This window comes from Mariniflexile gromovii, assembly GCF_017814435.1.
GTDB lineage: Bacteria > Bacteroidota > Bacteroidia > Flavobacteriales > Flavobacteriaceae > Mariniflexile > Mariniflexile gromovii.
The window spans coordinates 26,220-48,083 of the sequence record NZ_JAGJCB010000010.1 but is presented as its reverse complement, the minus strand read 5'-3'; the positions used below and the strand labels follow the sequence as shown (position 1 = coordinate 48,083).

Annotated in this window: 21 protein-coding genes; 14 read left to right on the top strand and 7 right to left on the bottom strand. The window is 32.8% G+C overall.

Translation table 11 applies throughout. The features are described 5' to 3' along the window. Positions 1-26 precede the first annotated feature (26 nt). Positions 27-1,070: a hypothetical protein gene (locus J8H85_RS11255; RefSeq protein ID WP_209655295.1), complete on the bottom strand. Its 1,044-nt coding sequence runs from the start codon at positions 1,068-1,070 to the stop codon at positions 27-29. 300 nt (positions 1,071-1,370) lie between these two features. Here J8H85_RS11255 and J8H85_RS11250 point away from each other — a divergent pair, with 300 nt between their 5' ends. The 12 genes from J8H85_RS11250 (at position 1,371) to J8H85_RS11195 (ending at position 16,132) form a co-directional block, all read left to right on the top strand. Continuing rightward, on the top strand, positions 1,371-1,880 hold the full coding sequence (locus tag J8H85_RS11250) for an RNA polymerase sigma factor (protein WP_209655294.1): 510 nt from the start codon (positions 1,371-1,373) through the stop codon (positions 1,878-1,880). A gap of 131 nt (positions 1,881-2,011) precedes the next feature. Further along, entirely contained in the window at positions 2,012-2,923 is a 912-nt protein-coding gene (locus J8H85_RS11245; protein WP_209655293.1) for a FecR family protein, read from the top strand. After that, positions 2,913-5,456, top strand: coding sequence for a TonB-dependent receptor plug domain-containing protein (locus J8H85_RS11240; RefSeq protein ID WP_209655292.1), 2,544 nt, complete (start codon positions 2,913-2,915; stop codon positions 5,454-5,456). Before J8H85_RS11245 ends, J8H85_RS11240 begins: the two co-directional genes overlap by 11 nt. 100 nt (positions 5,457-5,556) lie before the next feature. Then, the gene (locus tag J8H85_RS11235; RefSeq protein ID WP_209655291.1) at positions 5,557-6,591 is read left to right on the top strand and encodes a DUF6588 family protein; all 1,035 of its coding nucleotides are present in this window, start codon (positions 5,557-5,559) and stop codon (positions 6,589-6,591) included. 249 nt (positions 6,592-6,840) lie between these two features. After that, positions 6,841-7,761 carry a malate dehydrogenase gene (mdh, locus tag J8H85_RS11230; protein WP_209655290.1) on the top strand — a complete coding sequence of 307 codons (921 nt, stop codon included), beginning with the start codon at positions 6,841-6,843 and terminating at the stop codon, positions 7,759-7,761. Positions 7,762-7,898: 137 nt separating this feature from the next. After that, complete coding sequence (locus tag J8H85_RS11225) at positions 7,899-8,516, top strand: hypothetical protein (protein ID WP_209655289.1); 618 nt, start codon at positions 7,899-7,901, stop codon at positions 8,514-8,516. Between the two features lie 184 nt (positions 8,517-8,700). Then, the gene (gene secDF / locus J8H85_RS11220) at positions 8,701-11,697 is read left to right on the top strand and encodes a protein translocase subunit SecDF (RefSeq protein ID WP_209655288.1); all 2,997 of its coding nucleotides are present in this window, start codon (positions 8,701-8,703) and stop codon (positions 11,695-11,697) included. A 401-nt stretch (positions 11,698-12,098) separates the two neighbouring features. Continuing rightward, positions 12,099-13,394 (top strand): phosphoribosylamine--glycine ligase, encoded by a 1,296-nt coding sequence (locus tag J8H85_RS11215; RefSeq protein WP_317195000.1) that lies wholly within the window; start codon positions 12,099-12,101, stop codon positions 13,392-13,394. Positions 13,395-13,469: 75 nt separating this feature from the next. After that, positions 13,470-13,922 carry a GNAT family N-acetyltransferase gene (locus J8H85_RS11210; protein ID WP_209655287.1) on the top strand — a complete coding sequence of 151 codons (453 nt, stop codon included), beginning with the start codon at positions 13,470-13,472 and terminating at the stop codon, positions 13,920-13,922. Positions 13,923-14,001: 79 nt separating this feature from the next. Further along, positions 14,002-14,538 (top strand): GNAT family N-acetyltransferase, encoded by a 537-nt coding sequence (locus J8H85_RS11205; RefSeq protein WP_209655286.1) that lies wholly within the window; start codon positions 14,002-14,004, stop codon positions 14,536-14,538. A gap of 106 nt (positions 14,539-14,644) precedes the next feature. Beyond that, positions 14,645-15,403 carry a peroxide stress protein YaaA gene (yaaA, locus tag J8H85_RS11200; RefSeq protein WP_209655285.1) on the top strand — a complete coding sequence of 253 codons (759 nt, stop codon included), beginning with the start codon at positions 14,645-14,647 and terminating at the stop codon, positions 15,401-15,403. A gap of 3 nt (positions 15,404-15,406) precedes the next feature. Beyond that, positions 15,407-16,132 (top strand): hypothetical protein, encoded by a 726-nt coding sequence (locus J8H85_RS11195; protein WP_209655284.1) that lies wholly within the window; start codon positions 15,407-15,409, stop codon positions 16,130-16,132. Between the two features lie 3 nt (positions 16,133-16,135). On the opposite strand, the gene J8H85_RS11190 is transcribed toward J8H85_RS11195, so the two are convergent. Further along, on the bottom strand, positions 16,136-16,273 hold the full coding sequence (locus J8H85_RS11190; protein WP_209655283.1) for a 30S ribosomal protein THX: 138 nt from the start codon (positions 16,271-16,273) through the stop codon (positions 16,136-16,138). A gap of 60 nt (positions 16,274-16,333) precedes the next feature. Here J8H85_RS11190 and J8H85_RS11185 point away from each other — a divergent pair, with 60 nt between their 5' ends. Next, entirely contained in the window at positions 16,334-17,023 is a 690-nt protein-coding gene (locus J8H85_RS11185) for a uracil-DNA glycosylase family protein (RefSeq protein ID WP_209655381.1), read from the top strand. Here the strand turns inward: J8H85_RS11185 and J8H85_RS11180 are convergent. The 5 genes from J8H85_RS11180 to J8H85_RS11160 are packed head-to-tail and all read right to left on the bottom strand — an operon-like array spanning position 17,020 to position 21,183. After that, positions 17,020-17,508 carry a DUF192 domain-containing protein gene (locus J8H85_RS11180; protein ID WP_209655282.1) on the bottom strand — a complete coding sequence of 163 codons (489 nt, stop codon included), beginning with the start codon at positions 17,506-17,508 and terminating at the stop codon, positions 17,020-17,022. The genes J8H85_RS11185 and J8H85_RS11180 overlap by 4 nt on opposite strands. A gap of 1 nt (position 17,509) precedes the next feature. Continuing rightward, positions 17,510-18,439 carry a prolipoprotein diacylglyceryl transferase gene (gene lgt, locus J8H85_RS11175; protein ID WP_209655281.1) on the bottom strand — a complete coding sequence of 310 codons (930 nt, stop codon included), beginning with the start codon at positions 18,437-18,439 and terminating at the stop codon, positions 17,510-17,512. A 50-nt stretch (positions 18,440-18,489) separates the two neighbouring features. Further along, complete coding sequence (locus tag J8H85_RS11170; RefSeq protein ID WP_209655280.1) at positions 18,490-19,617, bottom strand: peptidylprolyl isomerase; 1,128 nt, start codon at positions 19,615-19,617, stop codon at positions 18,490-18,492. Between the two features lie 2 nt (positions 19,618-19,619). Beyond that, positions 19,620-20,171: a gliding motility-associated peptidyl-prolyl isomerase GldI gene (gene gldI, locus J8H85_RS11165; RefSeq protein ID WP_209655279.1), complete on the bottom strand. Its 552-nt coding sequence runs from the start codon at positions 20,169-20,171 to the stop codon at positions 19,620-19,622. After that, complete coding sequence (locus J8H85_RS11160) at positions 20,164-21,183, bottom strand: DHH family phosphoesterase (protein ID WP_209655278.1); 1,020 nt, start codon at positions 21,181-21,183, stop codon at positions 20,164-20,166. The genes gldI and J8H85_RS11160 overlap by 8 nt, the downstream gene beginning before the upstream one ends. A gap of 222 nt (positions 21,184-21,405) precedes the next feature. On the opposite strand from J8H85_RS11160, the gene J8H85_RS11155 reads away from it, so the two are divergent. Beyond that, on the top strand, positions 21,406-21,825 hold the full coding sequence (locus tag J8H85_RS11155) for a nucleoside-diphosphate kinase (protein ID WP_209655277.1): 420 nt from the start codon (positions 21,406-21,408) through the stop codon (positions 21,823-21,825). Positions 21,826-21,864 lie beyond the last annotated feature (39 nt).

Genomic DNA, 21,864 nt, shown 5'->3' with positions numbered 1-21,864 from the left:
GTAACCAACCAACAATTATGTAGATACTAAATTTGGGTCAAAACTAATGTTATTGCAGCGTTTGCAGTACTTTTTAATGAAATGGATGTGTTACTAAAGCTAGTTACTTCCCATTTGTTATTTAATAAGTTAAAAGTAGCGTTCCCTGCAAAAGTTAGGTTTAAATATACTTCTGTTTCTGAGGTAACATTGTATGTTCCTTGTACGGCACTTAAAGTTGAATGTATTGCGGTACAAGTTTTATCGTTTGCAAAATCTATAGTATAATTAGCATAATCTGAAGCTTTGTTTACTCCTGCATTTATAAAAGTTTGTACTTTGAAAGCACCATTCACTAAAATAGTTTCCAGATTTTTAGCTTCTTCTTCAGCTTCTTCTTCAGCATCTTCAGTATCTAAACAATCTTCAATACTTGCTTGTAAATCCAAATCGCTAGTAAGCGTTACTGTTGAGTTGTTTGATAATGTAGCTGTTATAGGGTATTTTACAGAGAATAATTCTGTATTGCCCATATTGTTCATATACGCATACAATTGTTGCTCTGATTGAATAACTAAACTACCTGTTTGTTCTAAGTTTAGACTGTAGGTTAAAATTGTAATTGGGAAATCTATATCTAAACAAGAAATAGCATCTTTTCCAGTATTTTCAGCAGTTTCGCAGGCGTCAATAATAGCGTCATATTCTCCTTGGTTTGCAACTATAACTTCGGTGTAATTACTTAATCTAACACTTAATGGGAATTGTAGTGTAACAGTATCGTTATCATTTGTAAACTGACCCAAAATGTTTAAAACAAGTTGGTAGTCCGATTGCGATATAATGCTTACTTGTTGTCCATTTACTGTTGCTACAACAGGTAATAATATAGAGGAACAAGAAGTGCCGTCTAAAAAGTCGTCAAAACTTCCATCGTACATAGAAGTGCGCTCTAAGTTACTTGCGGTTTGAGATTCGGAGTTATTTGTATTTGGGTTTTGCCCATTTTCTGAATCTATTTCATCCTGACAAGATGTTAATGTTAACAATGCTGTTAAAAATAAACTTGTAATAAATTTTAAATTTTTCATGATAATAATTTTTTGTTTAAATTTTCTTTTTCATAGCGATTCTTTTCGCCTTTGTGTAAGTAAGACAACCCTATTTATTTTTACCCTACCTAATTTTTAAAAATTATTTCTATGTTTAACAAAACAACGGCTAAAATAGATGAAGTTAAAAGTATTATAGTAATATTTTTAACAATTTTATAAATAGAGTTGTTCATGTTTAACTACTAAAGTTATCTTATGGTTAAGACAACTTAAAATATTTTTACCCTACTTTTGTGAAAGTCTTTTTATATTACAGCCTCAAAAAAAACCATATAAATGAATGAGAATAAACTTTGCGAAGAAACCTACTTCAATAATTTTTACCTAGAGCACGTACAATCCGCAAGTAATTTTGCTTTTTATAAATGTGGTGACAAAGATGGTGCTTTGGATTTTGTACAGGATGCCTTTTCTAAAATCTGGGTGAACTGCTCCAAAATAGATTTTACAAAAGCCAAAACTTATTTGTTTACTACAATAAATAATTTGTTTCTTAATACTATTAAACATAATAAGGTTGTTATGGAGTATGCGAAGGCAACTCCTTATTTGGATAAAACAAATGAAAGCCCTGATTATATTTTAGAAGAAGAAGAATTTAAAAAGAAACTTCAACAAGCCATTTCTCTATTGTCTGATGCACAACGGGAAGTATTTTTATTAAATAGAATAGAAGGTAAGAAGTATAGAGAAATAGCCGAATTATTGGATATTTCTCAAAAGGCTGTAGAAAAAAGAATGTCTGGAGCATTACAAATTTTACGGGAACATATAGAAAATATTTAATTTTTTTTGGTTTAATTCCAAAGCCTATGCTTGTTTTTTATTGGAATTTGGAATTTTGTTTATTGGAATTTTTTAATAAAGGGTAGGGTAAAAATATTTGAAGTTGTCTTAAAGTTGAAAAGGTTAATAAAATGAAAAACGAAAACAACATATTAAAGTGGTTTGATAACGAGCTTTCGGAGCAAGATATTAAAGAATTAAAACAATCTGAAGATAATAATACTCTAGAGAAAATAGCTTTTTATGCCAAACAAATGCAAGCGCCTCAAGTAGATGCGCAAAAAGCATTAGCAGCTTTTAAAGAAAGAAAGCTTACTAAAAACGAACCTAAAGTGATTCCGCTTAATTTTAAAACTTTTATGAAAGTAGCTGCTGTTTTGGTAGTGATGCTTACCTCTTCATATTTCTTGTTTTTTAATAACAACATGGCTTTTGAAACCCAAATAGCACAGAACGAAACCTTGACCTTGCCGGATAATTCTGAAGTTATTTTAAACGCTTCATCAAAATTGAATTACAACAAAAAAACGTGGAAAAATAAGCGAAACCTAGAATTAGATGGTGAAGCCTTTTTTAAGGTGAGCAAAGGTAAAAAGTTTACTGTTACAACAACTGCGGGAACCGTTCAGGTTTTAGGGACTCAATTTAATGTAAAAGAACGCGATAATTATTTTGAAGTACAATGTTATGAAGGTTTGGTAAGCGTTACTTTTAATAACGAAACGGTTAAACTTCCTAAGGGAAAAACATTTAGAGTGGTAAATGGTACTATTGAAACTGTTGCCGATTTTAATGCCCAAAATCCATCGTGGTTACAGGATGAAACAAGTTTTGATAAAATTCCTTTAAGCCAAGTCGTAAACGAACTTGAAAGACAGTATGATTTAAAAGTGTCTTTTGATTCCGTTGATACATCACAACTATTCACAGGAACTTTTACACATAAAGATAAAAACATAGCTTTGCAATCAATCACTATACCTTTAAAATTAAGTTATAGAATAGAAGGGAATCAAGTTACGTTGTATAAATATGAAAATTAAGAAACACATTATTTACATACTTTTATTTGTTGTTAATGTTTGTTTTGCTCAAAATAGCGTCACTAAAAAGCCTCTTACGGAAATAATAACAGCTGTAGAGCAAAAGTTTGATGTCAAGTTTTCGTATGCGTTTGATGATGTTTCCAATGTTTTTTTAGAGCAGCCAAACCCCGAGTTTAACCTACAACAAACCATTGCCTATCTTAATTCTAAAACGTTACTGAATTTTAAAATTTTGGATGATAGGTATATTACGGTATCTGTTATAGAAAAAACAATTTCAATTTGCGGATTTGTATATGCTTTGGAAAATAAAGATCCCTTATTTGGAGCTTCGGTAGTTGTAAATGATACAAAAAAAGGAATCATTACAAGCGAAACAGGAAGGTTTCAGTTACATGATGTTTCTTTAAATGCCGTAATTTCTATTTCGTATCTAGGGTATAAAAGTCAGCAATTCATAGCAAAACAATTCTTTTCAGAAACAGCCCATTGCAACCAAATTGTTTTAATTGAAAATAAGGAAGTTTTGAACCAAGTATTAATAACGAAGTTTTTAACCACAGGTTTTCAAAAGTTAATGGATGGTAGTACGGTTTTAAACACAAAAAATTTCGGGATATTACCAGGTTTAACTGAACCGGACATTTTACAATCCATACAAATACTCCCGGGGGTTGAAAGTACCAATGAAAGTATTGCAAATATTAATGTGCGCGGTGGTACTAACGATCAAAACCTCATGCTTTGGGATGGCATCAAAATGTATCATTCCGGTCATTTTTTTGGGTTGATTTCAGCTTATAATCCTAACCTGACCAATAAGGTTGTTGTAACTAAAAACGGTACAAGCAGTGAGTTTAGTAATGGGGTTTCCAGCACCATAAACATGTTTACTAAAAATGAATTGTCAGGCAAATTTGCGGGTGCCGCAGGTATGAATTTGATAAGTGCCGATGCTTTTTTTGAAATTCCCATAAGCAAAAAATTAGAGTTACATATTTCTGGTAGAAGATCAATAACAGATGCTTTTAATACACCCACATACGACAATTATTTTAATAGAAGTTTTCAGGATAGTGATATAAAAACCAATAGCGAAAATATAGAAAACCAATCCACAACATCCGATTTTGTTTTTTATGATTACACGGCAAAAGTGTTGTTCGATTTAAATGAACATCATAAATTTAGAGCTAATGTTATTGGTATCAATAATAATTTAGACTATCAAGAAAGTATCACTCAAAATGATGAAACGGAATCTAAATCAAGCAATTTGGCTCAAAAAAATCTGGGTTTTGGAGGGCATTGGATGGCTGATTGGAATTCAAAATTAAGTTCTCATTTTACTGCTTACTATTCAAAATATACTGTAGATGCCAATGATTATAGAATAGAAACCGACCAGCTATTAACCCAAACCAATGAAGTGCTGGAAACGGGTTTCAAGTTTAATACCTATTATAAACTCAATGATTTTTTAACACTTTTAAATGGCTATCAGTTCAACGAATCGGGTATTTTAAATGAAACTGCTGTAACAAAACCTGAATATGATAGAACCAAAAAAGACGTGTTGCTTAACCATGCTTTTTACACACAAGCAGAATATAATAAAGATAAAACCTTTTTTAGAATTGGGGTTCGAGCTAATTATTTTCAAAAATTTCAAAAGCTCATAGTGGAGCCTAGATTGAATATTAGGCAAAAATTATCAAACCAATTTGCGGCGAAATTAGAAGGTGAGTTTAAAAACCAATCTGCAACCCAAATTGTAGATTTTCAAGATGATTTTTTAGGGGTTGAAAACCGCCGTTGGATATTAGCAAACGAGCAAACAATTCCTATTTCAACAAGTAAACAAGCTTCTTTTGGAATTGCTTATAATCAAAATAATTTGAATATTGATGTCACTGGATTTTATAAAATAGTTGAAGGCATTACGGCAAGCAATCAAGGGTTTTATAATAATTTTCAATACATAAACGCTATTGGAGATTATTCGGTAAAAGGTCTTGAGTTTTTAGCTAACAAAACGAGCCATAAATACAGTACTTGGGTAAGCTACACATATTCTATTAACGATTATAAGTTTGAAACCTTTACACCATCAGTATTTCCAAATAATGTAGATATTAGACATTCTATTTCTGTTGGTTTTAATTATGATATTTTAGAAAATTTAAAAATATCAGTGGGTGGAATGTGGCGTTCTGGTCAGCCTTATACATCACCTGTAGAAGGTAATGAGACTGTGCAATCAGGAAATGTAACCTATGTAAACTATGGGGCACCTAATAGTAAAAACCTAGATGAATTTAAACGATTGGATGCCTCGTTAAGTTATAAGTTTAATGTTTATCAATCCATTAACGCCTCTTTGAAGGTTGGTGTGTTAAACCTCATGAATACTAAAAATATAATAAATCGTTATTATGAAGTAAACCCAAACGATTCAGAATCTACTATCCAAATTAACAATACGTCCCTTAGCCTAACTCCAAATATGAGTTTTAGAGTAGATTTTTAAGTGATTTTGAAAATAAACATCGTTTAAAAGCAATTTTTTTCGACAAAATGTTTTTATATGTAGTTTTTTATATATATTTGTTTAACCCAAAATTAAAAGAATGAAAAAATTTAGCCTACTTATGTTGTTCTGTTTAGCAACAATTTCCTCAAACGCTCAAGATATTGACGCACTTTTAACTGCAGGCGTAAAAAATGCTGAACGTTTTGCAAACGATTATTTAGCGCCCGGTACCAATGGTTTAATGTACAGTATGAATGCCAATTGGTTTAATACGGCCGATGCAAAACCTTTAGGAGGTTTTGAAATTTCTATCATTGCCAATGCCGCATCCATAAAGGATGAACATAAAACATTTTTAATGAATATAGCCGATTATAACAGCGATCCGGAACAAGATTTTACCGTGGAATTTGCGGATGGCGCAGCTTCAAAAAAGGTAGCTTCAGCATTGGGTGAAAATGATCCAGATATCAATATACTTGTGAGGTATGAAGATCCTATTTTAGGCGAACAAGAAGAAACAATAACCTTGCCTAGTGGTATAGGGTCGCAAACGGCTAATTTATTGCCAACAGCTTTTATACAAGGTGCTTTAGGATTAAGCAAAGGTATAGAATTAAAGGCGCGTTTTGTCCCAAAAATTGATACAGATGAAATCGATTTTAGTATGTATGGAGCTGGTTTACAGGTTGAATTTACAAAATGGTTGCCCGCTGATAAAATATTACCGGTTGCCGTTTCTGGTTTGGTTGCTTACACCCATTTGGATGGAAGTTATGATTTAACCGACTCTTCGGGTATAAATGGCGATAACCAAAGACTTGAAAATGATACGAATACATGGTTGTTTCAACTTATAGCATCAACAAAATTACCTGTTATTAATTTTTATGGCGGTATTGGTTATATCAAAGGAAAATCGGAATCCAATTTATTGGGAACCTATATAGTATCAGATGGCCCGTTCTTTTCTCAAACCATTGAAGATCCGTTCTCTGTTTCAAGTGAAGTAGCTTCCGTTAGAGGTACCATAGGAACCAAGTTGAAATTAGGCTTTTTCAGATTAAATGCTGAATATCATTTGTCCGAATTTGATGCCTTTTCAGTTGGTTTGAATTTTGGTTTTAGATAATTCTTAGCTATTTGAAAAATATTTAATGAATTCTGAAAATATAATTGTTTAGTTTTAGTTAGTTTTAATAATGATTAGTTAGTTTTAAAGTGCAAGATTAAATCTTGCACTTTTTTTATTTAGTGTATTTTAATTTGTAATTTAGCGTGCTTAAAAGCATATAAATTAACCTTTTGAAGTTTGTGAAAGCAAATTTGTATCTTTAAAAGGAAAATATATCAAACAACTAAAATTATTAAAAACTAAAAAATGAAAGTAACAGTAGTAGGTGCAGGAGCAGTAGGCGCAAGTTGTGCGGAGTATATTGCCATTAAAAATTTCGCTTCAGAAGTTGTTTTATTAGACATTAAAGAAGGCTATGCCGAAGGTAAAGCTATGGATTTGATGCAAACAGCTTCATTAAATGGTTTTGATACCAAAATAACAGGTATCACAAATGATTATAGCAAAACGGCTAATAGCGATGTATGTGTAATTACTTCAGGAATTCCACGTAAACCAGGAATGACTCGCGAAGAACTAATTGGAATTAACGCAGGAATTGTAAAGGCTGTTTCATCTAGCTTAATTGAATTTTCTCCAAAAACAATCATCATTGTGGTAAGTAACCCAATGGACACCATGGCATATTTAGTACACAAATCGACATCATTACCTAAAAACAAAATTATAGGTATGGGTGGTGCTTTAGATTCTGCACGTTTTAAATATAGATTAGCAGAAGCTTTGCAAGGCCCTATTAGCGATGTAGATGGTATGGTAATTGGCGGACATAGCGATACAGGTATGATTCCTTTAACGCGTTTAGCTACTAGAAACGGGGTGCCGGTTTCAGAATTTTTAAGTGAAGAAAAATTAAGTGAAGTTTTAGAAGCTACTAAAGTAGGTGGTGCTACACTTACTAAATTGTTAGGAACTTCGGCTTGGTATGCTCCAGGAGCTGCGGTATCTGCTATGGTTCAAGCTATTGCTTGCGATACTAAAAAAGTATTCCCTTGTTCAGTTTTATTAGAAGGTGAATATGGTTTTAATGATATTTGCCTTGGTGTGCCTGTAGTTTTAGGTAAAAACGGTATTGAAGAGATTGTAAAAATCAATTTAAATGATGCTGAAAAAGCAACTATGGTAGAAAGTGCCAAAGGTGTTAAAGCTGTTAACGATTTACTATAGTTTATAAAGTTAAAAAGTTATAAAGTTTTTAAAGTTATAAACACTTAAAGTGCCTAGAGTTGTATGCAAACTACAATCTTAGGCACTTTTTAACTTTTAACTTTCAACTTTCAACTTTTAAATGATATATTTGGCGCATGAAGGCAAAATGGTACATTGGTACATTCATTTTTATTTTTACCTTATTAGGTGTTGTTAACCACAATCAAATTCCAGAGCCAAATCAGGAAATTGTATTGCAGTTCACGCATCTTAAAGTATCTGCTAACGAAGCTGAAACTGCCATTGCGATTGTAAAAAACCAATTGCAAGCCATTGGTGTTGATAATATTAAAGTTGTAAAAAAATCAACAGGTGGTTTAAAAATCACTTATTATAGCGATACAGACGCTGTTAGTGTAAAAAAACTACTATTAGAGGATACTGTTTTAGCTTTAGAAAATTCATCTTCCAATACAGATGAAAACCCTTCAGAATTACCTTCAAATAAAAAGACATCTGCTTATAATTTAGATGTTTTTGAAATTCATAAACAAGATGCAGGAACTGGTTTTGGTGGTTCATGTGCTTTAGAACTAAAATCTGATTACAACCGGTTTTTTATTCCTGTAGCATCCGTTCCAACCAATGATGTTGTTGTTAAAAATATTGAACAACTTCAAAAAGAAGCATACAAATTCCATAAAAATTGTGCGCTTGCCATAGATAATACATCTCATAAAATACCCGAAGTTAGGGCAGGACCTAACTGTTAGGGATAATACTTTCCATAAAATAATAAGACCTTAAAGGTTTTTAAAACCTCTCAGGTCTCAAAAGAAATTATAGTATTTAGAGCTATAATCATTCACATATATAATCATAAAAAATAATTGTCAAATCGGTGGTAAATTCTATATTTGCCCGTTTTAAAAAAAATTTGACCAAAATAATTTAATAATGCAAAACAAAGGACTTGTAAAGTTATTTGCTATTTTGTTTGGTTTGGTAAGTATTTACCAATTATCATTCACATTCAAAGCAAATCAAATTGAAAAAGCTGCAGAAGAAGTAGCTATTAACAAAATTCCGGAATCGGATCCAGATTATCGTGCAAAACGAAGCGCTGAAGAAGCAAACTATTTACAATCTGTAGCTACAGATACGGTATTTAACTTATTGGGTATTGCAAAATTCACATATAACGATGTGAAAGAAAAAGCAATGAACTTAGGTTTGGACCTAAAAGGTGGTATCAACGTTATTCTTCAAGTGTCTGTAAAAGACATTTTAAAAGGATTAGCTAATAACACTAAAAACCCAGTGTTCAATAAGGCGTTAAATGATGCTGAAGAGCTTCAAAAAAACAGTCAAAACACTTATTTAGAAGATTTTTTCATCGCATTTGATAAAATTAAAGGCGATACAAAATTAGCTTCTCCAGATATATTCTATACAAAAGCTTTAGATGGTGAAATTGAAGGAAACATGTCTGATGATGAAGTTAAAGCCATCATCAGAACAAAAATTGATGAGTCTATCGTTTCTGCTTTCGAAGTGTTGCGTAAGCGTATTGACGAGTTTGGTGTAACGTCTCCAAACATCCAACGTTTAGGAACTTCTGGTCGTATTTTAGTAGAATTACCAGGTGTTAAAGATGTGGAACGTGCTACAAGTTTACTGCAAAGTACAGCGCAATTAGAATTTTGGGATGCTTATAAAGGCGAACAATTCTTTAACTTTTTAGCACAAGCCAACGAAGTTTTAAAAGAAACTGCTGAAGTTAAAAAAGACACCCTTCAAGTAGCAGAAAATCAGGATGAAGAAAATGCAACAGATTCAACTATTGATGATCTTTTGGGTGAAGCAGCTACCGATTCTACAGCTGTAAAAACTGTAAACCCTATTTTCGATTTAATTCGCGGACAAGGTTACCAAGGTGGACCAGTTATTGCACAATTCGAAATTAAAGACAAAGAGAAAGTTCTTAACTATTTGAATTCGCCAAGAGTTAGAGCATTGCTTCCTGCGGAGATGCGTTATACAAAGTTTGCTTTTGGTAAACCAGAGAAAGATAGCGAAATAGTAGATTTATATGGTTTAGTTGGTAATAGAGATAATATTCCACAATTAAGCGGTGCTGTTGTAACGGATGCACGTAACGATTTTGGTCAAACCAACAAGCCAACTGTTTCTATGCAAATGAATGCTAAAGGAGCTAAAATTTGGGAAGAAATGACTGGTAAAGCATATACCCAAGGCACTCAAATAGCCATTGTTTTAGATAACGTGGTGTATTCGGCTCCTGGTGTAACTACTGGTGCTATTTCTGGTGGAAATTCTCAAATTTCAGGAAACTTTACATTAAACGAAGCAGTCGATTTAGCAAACGTATTGCGTGCAGGTAAATTACCAGCATCGGCAGATATTATTCAAAGTGAAGTTGTAGGGCCATCATTAGGTCAAGAAGCTATTGATAGTGGTACCATGTCTTTCATGATTGCTTTAGCATTGGTGTTAGTTTGGATGGTTCTTTACTACGGAAAAGCTGGTGGTTTTGCCGATGTTGCCATGGCATTGAACATCTTATTGATTTTCGGTATTTTATCTGGCTTAGGTGCCGTATTAACATTGCCTGGTATTGCGGGTATCGTATTAACAATCGGTATGTCGGTTGATGCGAACGTAATTATTTTCGAGCGTATTCGCGAGGAAATCGCAAAAGGTAAGGGTAAAAAAGAAGCTATTCAAGACGGTTTCAGTAATGCATTATCATCAATTTTAGATGCCAACATTACTACAGGTTTAACCGCTTTAATATTATTTATTTTCGGTACAGGTCCTATTAAAGGATTTGCTACTACCTTATTAATTGGTATTGGTACATCTTTATTTACGGCTATTTTTATTACCAGATTGTTAGTAGATTGGTATATAAACAAAGGAGGTAAATTGGAGTTCTCTACACCACTTACAAAAAACTTATTCAGAAACTTAAGCATCGAATTCTTAAAGAAACGCAAAATTGCCTATATCATTTCTGGTGTATTCATTTTAATAAGTTTAGGCTCTTTATTTACGAATAGTTTAGATCAAGGGGTCGATTTCGTAGGAGGTAGAACCTACCAAGTACGTTTTCCACAAGACGTTAATGCTTCAGAAATTACTGCTACGTTAGTAGGTGCTTTTGGTAGTGCAGACGCTAAAACATTTGGTGATGCCAATCAATTAAAAATCACTACAAAGTACAAAGTAAATGAGTCTGGTACTGAGGTAGATGAAGCTATTAGAGAAACACTTTACAAAACATTGCAACCACATTTAGGCGGTCTTTCTTATGAAGACTTCATCAACGAATCAGATGCAAAATCTGTTGGTTTAATGAAATATTATAAGGTAAGTCCAACCATTGCTGATGATATCAAACAAGCATCATTCTGGTCTATCTTAGGTTCGTTAATCGTCGTGTTCCTTTATATCTTGTTCCGTTTCAAAAAATGGCAATATTCATTAGGTGCCGTTGGTGCAGTATTCCACGATGTGTTAATTGTATTGGGTGTATTCTCATTAACATACAGGTTCATGCCATTCAGTATGGAAATAGACCAAGCATTTATAGCCGCTATTTTAACGGTAATTGGTTACTCGTTAAACGACACCGTAATTGTATTCGATAGAGTTAGGGAGTATGTAAACGAACATACTAACTGGGCATTCGATAAGGTAGTAGACGTTTCGTTAAGCAGTACATTAGGTAGAACCTTAAATACATCGTCAACCACATTGGTAGTATTATTATCAATCTTCATTTTTGGAGGAGAATCTATTAGAGGCTTTATGTTTGCCTTAATAGTAGGTATCGTAGTTGGTACATATTCTTCATTGTTTATTGCAACACCAATCATGTACGATACTATCGATAAACAAGAAAAAAAGAAAAAGAAATTAGAAGCTTAAAATAACTCAAATTCAATTTCTTAAAAAGCCTATTAACAGTTTGTTGATAGGCTTTTAGCTTTTTCTAAAATAATCTTTTGGGCGTTACCACAAGGGTCGGGCTTTTCGCTATATCTTTTTAAAACGTCATTGCGCGGAGGCACGACAAAGCAATCTGCCTAATTTTAGTTCTTACCAAAGTTTGTTTTGCCAAAGTTTTAAAAAGGATGCCGCTGCAAATGCCTAGCATTCACGATTTCCTTGATTTAAAATAATATGCATAAGTAATCCCTAACGCAAAACAGTTAATAAATAACCATGAATTTACTTTTGAACGTATATACAACAAGCTAATTATTTATATACTTTTGATGTACATTTTAGCCTTTCAAATCAACCATTTAAAACCCTAGTCATTATCAGTGAAAACACAACAACCCATTAGCAAAAAGTTTCTTTTTGTATCCCGCTGGGGCGAAACTTTAGATGTTATAAATGCCATTAAGCAAGAAGGACATGAGGTGAAAATGTATATTGAAGACAAAGCCTCCAAAGAAATTGGCTATGGCTTTGTTAGCAAAGTAACCCAGTGGGAAAAGCATATAGATTGGGCAGATATTATAGTGTTTGATTATACCGGTTATGGTAAAGTAGCAAGCGAATTAAGAGCCGCTGGAAAATTGGTCATTGGTGGCGCCGAATACACCGATAGATTAGAATTAGATCGAAATTTTGGACAATCAGAACTGCAAAAACATAAAATAAAGGTCATTCCATCTAAAGAATTTATATCATTTGGCGAGGCTATCAAGTATATTGAAGCCTATCCCAATACCTATGTTATTAAGCCATGTGGTGAAACCCAAGAGCTTAAACAACTCCTTTTTGTGGGAAGCGATGATGAAGGTTTGGATGCCATCCGCGTTTTAAAAGCCTATGAGAAATCCTGGGGAAACGATTTCGGGAATTTTCAACTGCAACGAAAAGTAAAAGGCGTAGAGGTTTCTATTGCTGCTTTTTTTAATGGCAACGAATTTATTTACCCCATCAACATCACCTTCGAACATAAAAAACTATTCCCAAAAGAATTAGGTGTTTCCACTGGCGAAATGGGTACCAGCATGTTCTGGACCAAAGATTCACCCATTTTTGAAGCAACTTTGTTGAAATTTCAAAACACATTGGCAAAACACAATTTTATAGGGCATATTGATATTAACTGTATTGTAAATGGTCATGGTATATATCCGTTGGAGTTTACATCGCGTTTTGGGTATCCACAAATCCATATCCAACGTGCTGGTATTAATGAGCCTATGGGCGAATTGTTTTTAAAACTGGCACAGAAAAAACAATTCAAAATCAATGTAAAAAAAGGGTTTCAAGTAGGTGCTTTTATTGTGGTACCTCCATTTCCGTATGAAGACAAAAAAACGTTCAACCTGTTTTCAAAAGATGCCGTGGTAGTTTTCAAAAAAAATGGAAAAGAAGGCGTGCACCCCATGCATTTAAAAAAAGTAAGTGATGAATGGTTAATAACAGGCAATACAGGTATTGCCGTTTTGGTTACTGGTGTTGGAAATACCATGAAAGATGCCCAAAAAATGATGTATAATAGGATTAGCAATGTTATTATTAACAATGGCTATTACAGAACCGATATTGGCGACCGATGGACAGAAGATTCCGATAAACTTTGGTCTTGGGGTTTATTGTAAAAAATTCAAAGTTAATTCTTTGTCACCTTGAGCGCAGTCGAAAAGGTTTTTGATTTTTATCCAATCCATTTATAAATGACTTTTAAACTTTTTACAGAGGTTCCAGATTTTTTTAAAATCCTGCCCAAAGATTGGCAAGAAAGCATCATGCCTTTTTGGGGAACATACAAAACAACAACAAAGTGCTATGTGCTTTTAGAAAACAATCAAATTATGGCGGGCGGTTTAGTGTTTTCAACATGCCCTCCAGATATGCTATATGCTGAAGAAGAAGCAAACTCATGGCTCCAAAAAGGCTATCTGTATCTAGGTTTTATATATGTTTTAGAAGAAAAAAGAGGGCGAAATTTAGGCTCGCTTTGGTTGAATGAATTAAAAACAATGCATCCCAAACAAAACTTTTGGCTAACCATTGAAGATTTAAACTTAAACGCTTTTTATGTTAAAAACGGGTTTAATTACATAAAGTCTTTATATCATGACGGGGTAGAAGAAGGTCTTTATGTTTACAAAAATATAGGAGGTTAAATTGTGAATTATAACTTGTTATTTTTTAAATGAACTTTTCTTAACTTTTAGAGCTTCAAGAATAAATTTAAAAACTGTGATGAAAAATAATTTTCCAATTTTAGAATCAGAAAGATTAATTTTAAGACAATTTATTGAATCCGATTTAGAAAATGTTTTTAAAGGACTTTCACATCCAGAGGTTATTAAATATTATGGCATAAGTTTTAAGACTTTAGAAGAATCCAAGCAACAAATGGCATGGTTTTTCAACCTTGAAAAAAGTGAAAAAGGAATTTGGTGGGCTGTTTGTTCTAAAACTACTGGAGAATTTTTAGGAGCTGGTGGATTAAACGACTTGTGCAAAATAAACAAAAAAGCTGAAATCGGTTTTTGGTTATTACCAGAAAATTGGGGAAAAGGATTTATAACAGAAATAATCCCACTTATATGTAATTACGCATTCAATAGTATTGGTTTGAATAGATTAGAGGCGTTTGTAGAAAGTGAAAACACCAATTGCAAAAAGGTATTGGCAAAATTAAACTTCACTTTAGAAGACACTATGAAAGATTGTGAAATTAAGAATGATCAACGTATCAGTTTGGATATATATTCAAAGTTAAATAACCAATAACAAAAGCATGATTAATTTATCTTATTCCTATATTAATAAATACTTAGCGTCTTAGTTTCAAATAATACTTAGGAGTTGTAACTTTGAGTTCGTAAAAAAAAAGATAATGAAATTAGTATTGTCACCTGCAAAGTCGCTCGATTTTGAAACGAAACTACCAACAACTCAATATTCAGAACCACGGTTTTTAGACCAATCGGAGCGTTTAAATAAATTACTTAAAAAGAAATCCGCCAAAAGTTTATCAAAACTTATGAGCATTTCCGATGCGTTGGGGCAGTTAAATTATGAACGTAATCAAGAGTGGCAATTACCATTCACTCAAGATAATGCAAGACCTGCTATGTATGCCTTTAGTGGCGAAGTGTACAGAGGATTAGACGCATACACAATTCCGCCAGAAAAAATAGAAACGGTACAAAATACGGTACGTATTCTTTCTGGGTTATATGGGCTATTAAAACCATTGGATTTAATGCAGCCCTATCGTTTGGAAATGGGAACCAAATTTCCTGTTGGAAAAAACAAAAACTTATACGCATTCTGGCAAAAAACTATAGCTAAAACTTTAAATGAAGAATTGGAAGACGGTGAACTGTTTTTAAACTTAGCCAGTAAAGAATATTTTAAGGCCATAGATGTAAAAGCCTTAAAAGTGCCTGTTATTACCGCAAATTTTAAAGATTTTAAAAATGGCGAATATAAAATGATTATGACCTTTGCTAAACAAGCCAGAGGTTTAATGGCACGCTATGTTATAGATACCAATGCAAAAACCATAGACGATGTTAAAGCTTTTAATTACGAAGGATATAATTATAGTGAACCAATGTCTACCGAAACCGAATTGACTTTTATCAGGTAGTTTATGCCATATTATTTTATTCTTATACTTCAGGGTTACTGTATTTATCACGCTTACAAACACGGAAGTGCCTATTATTGGTACTTTTTAATCATGTTTTTACCTGTTATAGGCTGTGTTATTTACTTAATTACCCAAGTTTATAACAAACAAGATGCAGAAAAAATTCAAGAAGACATCGTATCTGTAATCCATCCAACTAAAAAAATTAAAGATTTAGAAAAACGGCTTCAGTTTTCTGAAACCTATCAAAATAGGGTTGATTTAGCCGATGCGTTATTGGAAATTAAGGATTATAAAAATGCCATACCACATTATTTAGAAGCTTTAAAAGATGGCTCTCAAAACGATTTTTATGTTACTGAAAAATTAGTAACAGCATATTTCGGAATTGAAGATTATGATAAGGTGGTTTTTTATGCAGAAAAAATTCAAGACCAATTAGAGTTTAAAAAATCGAGAGCACAGTTTTTATATGGATTAGCTTTAGAAAAGTTAGACAATTTTGAAGAAGCAGAGTTAAATTTAAGAAAAATTGATATTAGGTATTCCTTTTATAGTGAACGTTTAGCGCTCGCAAAATTTTTAGTTACCAGAAATAAAGTAACTGATGCCATAGAGATATTGGAAGAAATTAAAAGCGAATCTCATAACATGACTAGTACCAATAGACGTAAGTACAGAAATACCATTCAAGAAGTTGGAAAACTTTTGGCTGAACTAAAATAAAAACTATTGTGTTACAATGTTTTTTTTATCAATATTAATTTTAGTCTCAACTGAAGGTTTCTTTTTTATTCTAGGGCGTCTAGTGCCGAAAGTACCTCTGTTTATTTTGCCTCTTTTTGTTTTTTTATCTCCTTTTCCCATAATTTTACTTAATTTTAATAAGCATAAAATACAAAATTTCATTTTAAAAACAAAAGAAAGCTGTTTATACATAGTCATCCATATCAACCCTTCATTCAAACAGATACTACCAAATTAATTGTGGGTACGCTGCCACCACCACGTTTTTCAACCAGTGAACTTTTAGAGAAAGACGTCGATTTTTGCTACGGTAGTTATTACAATTCTTTATGGTTGTATATAGATAAAATCCATAATCTAAATTTACGGTTTGATAACTCTCAAGATGCAATTGATGAACGTAAAGCCTTTTTGATAGCAAATAAAATTGGGGTTTGCGATATTGTTGAAAGTTGCGAACGCGATAAAATGGATGCTTCCGATTTAGGAATGAAAAACATTAAACTTAGAAACTTAATAGGCTATTTAAAAACCTACCCAAACATAAATACACTGTTGTTTACGGGTGGTAATAGCAAAAACGGACCAGAATATTTCTTTAGAAAACACCTTAAAGACTTTGGTTTAAAGTTGGAAGTCATTTCTTCAGAAGTACCTAGAATACATCAATTTGAATTACCTCACATTCCGAATGAGACGAAGCAATCTGCCCAATCAAACCGAATTATAAAAACGGTTTCCTTAACATCAGGATCGGGTGCTGCCAATATTTCTATAAGTAAATTGCCTTTATATAAACATTTAAAAGCTAAAAATCCTGCTTTTAACACCTTCGATTTTAGGGTGATGCAGTATAGCGAATTTTTTTAATTTATTTTATTTTCAGTGTAACTAATACTATCTCCAACAGCAAGCGACCACGCATCAACCAAGCCTGCATTTACTTCTAAAACATATTTCGCAGGTACGTTTGATGGTAGCGACGTTTCATCCATAGGTTTGGCATTTTTTTGAAAGCTTACTATGTTTTTTGCTTCGTCTATATAAATGATATCTAACGGTATTTTAGTGTTCTTCATATAGAAATAGCGCTCGGTAACATCATCAAAAACAAATAACATGGCTTGGTTATCCTTCATGGAATTGCGATACATTAAGCCTGTTTGTATATCAAAATCGGTATCTGCTATTTCAATATCTAAATTTATTTTAGTGGAATCCTTCAGTTTAAAAACGGAAAGGGTGCCTTCTTTTTTAAATGAAATTTCTGTTTGCTTAATTGTTTTTTTATCTTCTTTACAAGCAAACACGCTTAAAGATATAATGGAAATACATATAATGCGCTTAATAAACATCTTATTTTGTTGCCGTTTTTGGTTTGTAAACAAACATAAAATAAAGTCCAATAAGAATAAAAGGAACACTCAACCATTGTCCGGTATTTAAACCAAACCAATTAATGTACTCTTCACCTTGTGGTTCTTTTACAAATTCAACAAAGAAACGTACCGTCCATAATAGAATTAAAAATAGGCCAAAAAGAAATCCTTCTTGATCTCTTTTTGTTGTTTTAGAGTAGAAATACCATAAAATTAAAAACACAAAAATATAGCAAAACGATTCATATAATTGTGCTGGATGGCGGTAAGGAACGGCATTTAGTAGTTCAGCAAACTGAGGGTTATCAGTCACTGCATTGTAGGCTTTTTGAACATCATTGATGCCTGTTAATTGTACAATTTGACTCTTATAATATTCATCTTGAATAAAACGAACTCCAAACGATGAATCGGTTATTTTTCCAATAATTTCAGAATTTATAAAGTTTCCTATTCTAATAAAAATAGCACCTGAAGCTACTGAAATTACCACGCGGTCTAAAATCCAAAGCAGGGATTTGTAATTGTATTTTTTTCGGTATAAATACATTCCAATAATAATACCAATGGCAGCACCATGGCTTGCAAGCCCTTGAAAACCTGTAAACTCAAAACCTCCTTTAAATTTAAAAGGGAGAAAGATGCTGAAAAAATCTTCAGAAATTAATTCTGATTGATAGAAAAGGACATGTCCCAAACGCGCACCTATCATAGTCGCTAAAACGGTGTATATAAATAAGGGGTCTAAATACTCTAACGATACTTTTTCTTTTGTGAAAATTCGTTTCATAATGTACCAGCCCAAAACAAAGGCAACCACCCACATAAGGCTGTAAAAGTGCAGTTTGAAATTTCCAATAATGTCGATACCTGTTAGGGGGTTCCAGTCGAATTTTAATAGGTACATAGCGTTATAATTTTTTCAGCGTTTTTATGGATTTGCTTTATGTTTTTAAATTATTTCTGAAGTTCTAAAACTTCAACTTCAAAAATTAAGTTTGCTTTTGGAGGAATGCCTCTGTTTCCTGTTTCACCATATGCTAAATGGTATGGTATAAATAAAGTAGCTTTATCGCCAATGCGCAGTTGCTGCAAGCCTTCTTTAAATCCTGCTATCATTTGTGCATTTGGGCTTAAATCGGCAACAATGGGTTGGTATTGGTTTGCTTGTTTTCTGTATTCATTTACTATCAGATACGTTTCGGCGACATCTAATTTGTTGGTGTCTAGAATTTTTCCGTCTTCAAAAAACAAACTGTAGTTGGTTAAAACCTTGCTACTTTCTTTCAAATTTTCACCAGTGCCTTTTTCTGTGATGGTGTATTCTAAACCAGAAGCTAACTTGGTTGCTTGTTCTTTCTGTTTGATGAATTTTTCTTTTGTTGCTTTTAAAAGAGCCTCGGCTTTAGCTATTTTTTCTTTTTCTAGTTTTTCAGCTTTTGCAAAATGATTAATGAAAATTTTAGGAGCATCAAAATCTTTAGCGGCTTTTCCTTTTCTTATGATGTTCAATTCTTTAATTATCACATCTTCAAGTGGTTTGTTGCCAGAATCGGTTTTTACATTCGAAATGCTATCTTGTACATCCAACCCCAATACCAGTTCACCAAAAACGGAATGTTTATTATCTAAATTAGGTTTAGGGACTTCGGTAATGAAAAATTGACTGCCATTTGTTTTAGGGCCTGAATTTGCCATGGATAAAATACCAGGCTTATCGTGCTTTAAATCGGGGCTAAATTCATCTAAAAACTTATAACCAGGGTTGCCAGTGCCATTGCCTAATGGGTCGCCACCTTGGATCATAAATCTATCAATCACACGATGGAAAATAGTACCATTGTAAAACTTTTTCCCTTTGTACGCACTGTCTACCATGGTGTTGGTGCCTTCTGCAAGTGATACAAAATTGGCGACAGTAATAGGGGTTTTGTCAAACGTTAATTTAGCGAGCATGGTGCCTTTTGTGGTTACAAATTCGGCATACATACCATCCTCTAGGTCAGGATATTGTGCTTTGCAGGATGTAGCTACTATTAATAATGCAATTAATATGGCTTTAAAAGGAAATTGTACAGGGGTCATTATTAATTGGTTTGATTTTGGGTAATTGAGTTTACGGTAACTTCACAAATTATAGGCGTATTGCTTCCTATTTTATGCTCGTCGCCATAATAACCATAAGCTTTTTGTGAGGGGAACAAAAAAGTTGCTGTTTCACCGGTTTTTAAAAGTTTTAAACCTTCACGAAGTCCGGTAAATAGCTCTTCTCTATCCATGGCGTAGTTTTGCGTTTTAAGTGCTTCCTTAGAGTAAATTAATTTACCATTAAGTGTTTTTACATTATAATTGAAGTTTACAATGTCTCCAAATTTTGGAGTTTCTAAAGAATCAACTTCAACTTTTGTATTGTAGTAATACCAAAAACCACTTTCTGAGGCTATAAAGTTGGTAGAATCTTTATTTTTTTTCATGATTTTCTCTATTTGAGATTGTTCATGAGCATATAATTTTTTATTTCGCTCAACCGAAGCATTTATAAATGAACCGGAACTCACCGAAACCGGACGTCTGGCCTCTGGTTGTTTGCAGCTAATAACTGCTAAAAAAATTAAGATAAGTAGAACTAATTTATTCATTGTTTAGGGCTTTATTATAACTAGGCAATATACTAATAAATTTTTCAACCGTATCTTTTAGTGATAAATAGCTTTTTCCACCTGCTGCATTTATATGTCCGCCACCTTCAAAATGAGAGCGAGACATCTCATTTACAGAAAAATTGCCTTTAGATCGTAATGAAATTTTAACAATACCTTCTTGCTTATCCTCAATAAAAATTGCAGCTAAAACTATATTTTCAATAGATAAGCCATAATTTACAATACCTTCAGTATCACCTTTTTTGTAATCGTATCGGTTTAATTCTTCTTGAGAAAGTGTTATATATGCGGTTTTATATTCTGGAATAACTTTTAAATTGGTTAACGCACAGCCCAATAATTGTAAACTTTCATAACTGTTGGCATCATAAACATTGTTGTGGATATGCGAGTTATTAGCCCCTTTGTCTATAAGATGCGCAATAATTTGATGCGTTTTACTACTGGTTGAAGAAAACCTGAACGAACCGGTATCAGTCATAATACCTACATATAAACAGGTTGCAATATTGGCATCTATTATATCCAAATCCCCCAACATGTCAATAAAATGATATACCATTTCACAAGTAGAACTCATACTTACATCGCTAAATACATATTTGGCATAATCGTCTGGAGCCTGGTGGTGATCAATCATTATTTTAATGGCTTTGCTTTTAGTAAGAATGGTTTCCATGTTACCGGTTCTGTGCAAAGCATTAAAATCGAGGGTAAAAATAATATCAGCATCATTAATTAAGGTATCGCAAATTTTTGTTTGCGAGTCGTGTTTTAAAATGCTTTCTTCACCTGGAATCCATTTTAAAAAACCTGGGTAATCGTTAGGCGTAATAACTTGTACGTTGTGATTGCTTTTAATAAGGAAATGATACAGTCCTAACGTAGAACCAATGGCATCGCCATCTGGGTTTTTATGGGGTACAATTACTATCTTTTTTGGGGTTGATAATAACAGTTTTATATTGGAAATATCTTGTTTGTTCATAGAGGGCGAAGATACAATTTAATAATATATGCTTTAATATGGATTGTGTTACTTTTATAGAAAAATTAACGTGAAATTTTAAAAATTTAACTTTAAAACCAATACTTTATTAATGGAAATGCGAGGAAAGGGAAATGTTTTGCAATAGAAATTATTACAGCAGTATTAATGCTGCCTAATAAATATAAAATAGTATTTTTGCACAAAATTTAATATAACAAAATGGCAAAAAACAGAACATTTACAATGCTTAAGCCGGATGCAGTAGAAAAAGGGCATATTGGCGCAATATTAGAAAAAATTTCAGCTTCAGGATTTAGAATTGTAGCAATGAAATTAACACAAATGACCACCAAAGATGCTCAAAATTTTTATGCTGTACATAGTGAGCGTCCATTTTTTGCAGATTTGGTTGAATATATGACCCGCGGACCTATTGTGGCTGCAATTTTAGAAAAAGATAACGCTGTTGAAGATTTTAGAACCTTAATTGGTGCTACAAACCCTGCCGATGCTGCTGAAGGTACTATTAGAAAAATGTTTGCAGATTCTATAAGTGAAAATGCAGTACACGGAAGCGATAGTGATGAAAATGCTTTTATTGAAAGTGCTTTTCATTTTTCAGGAAGAGAAATGTTTTAAAACTTAATAAAGTTTATAAATTAAAAATCCCGCTATTGC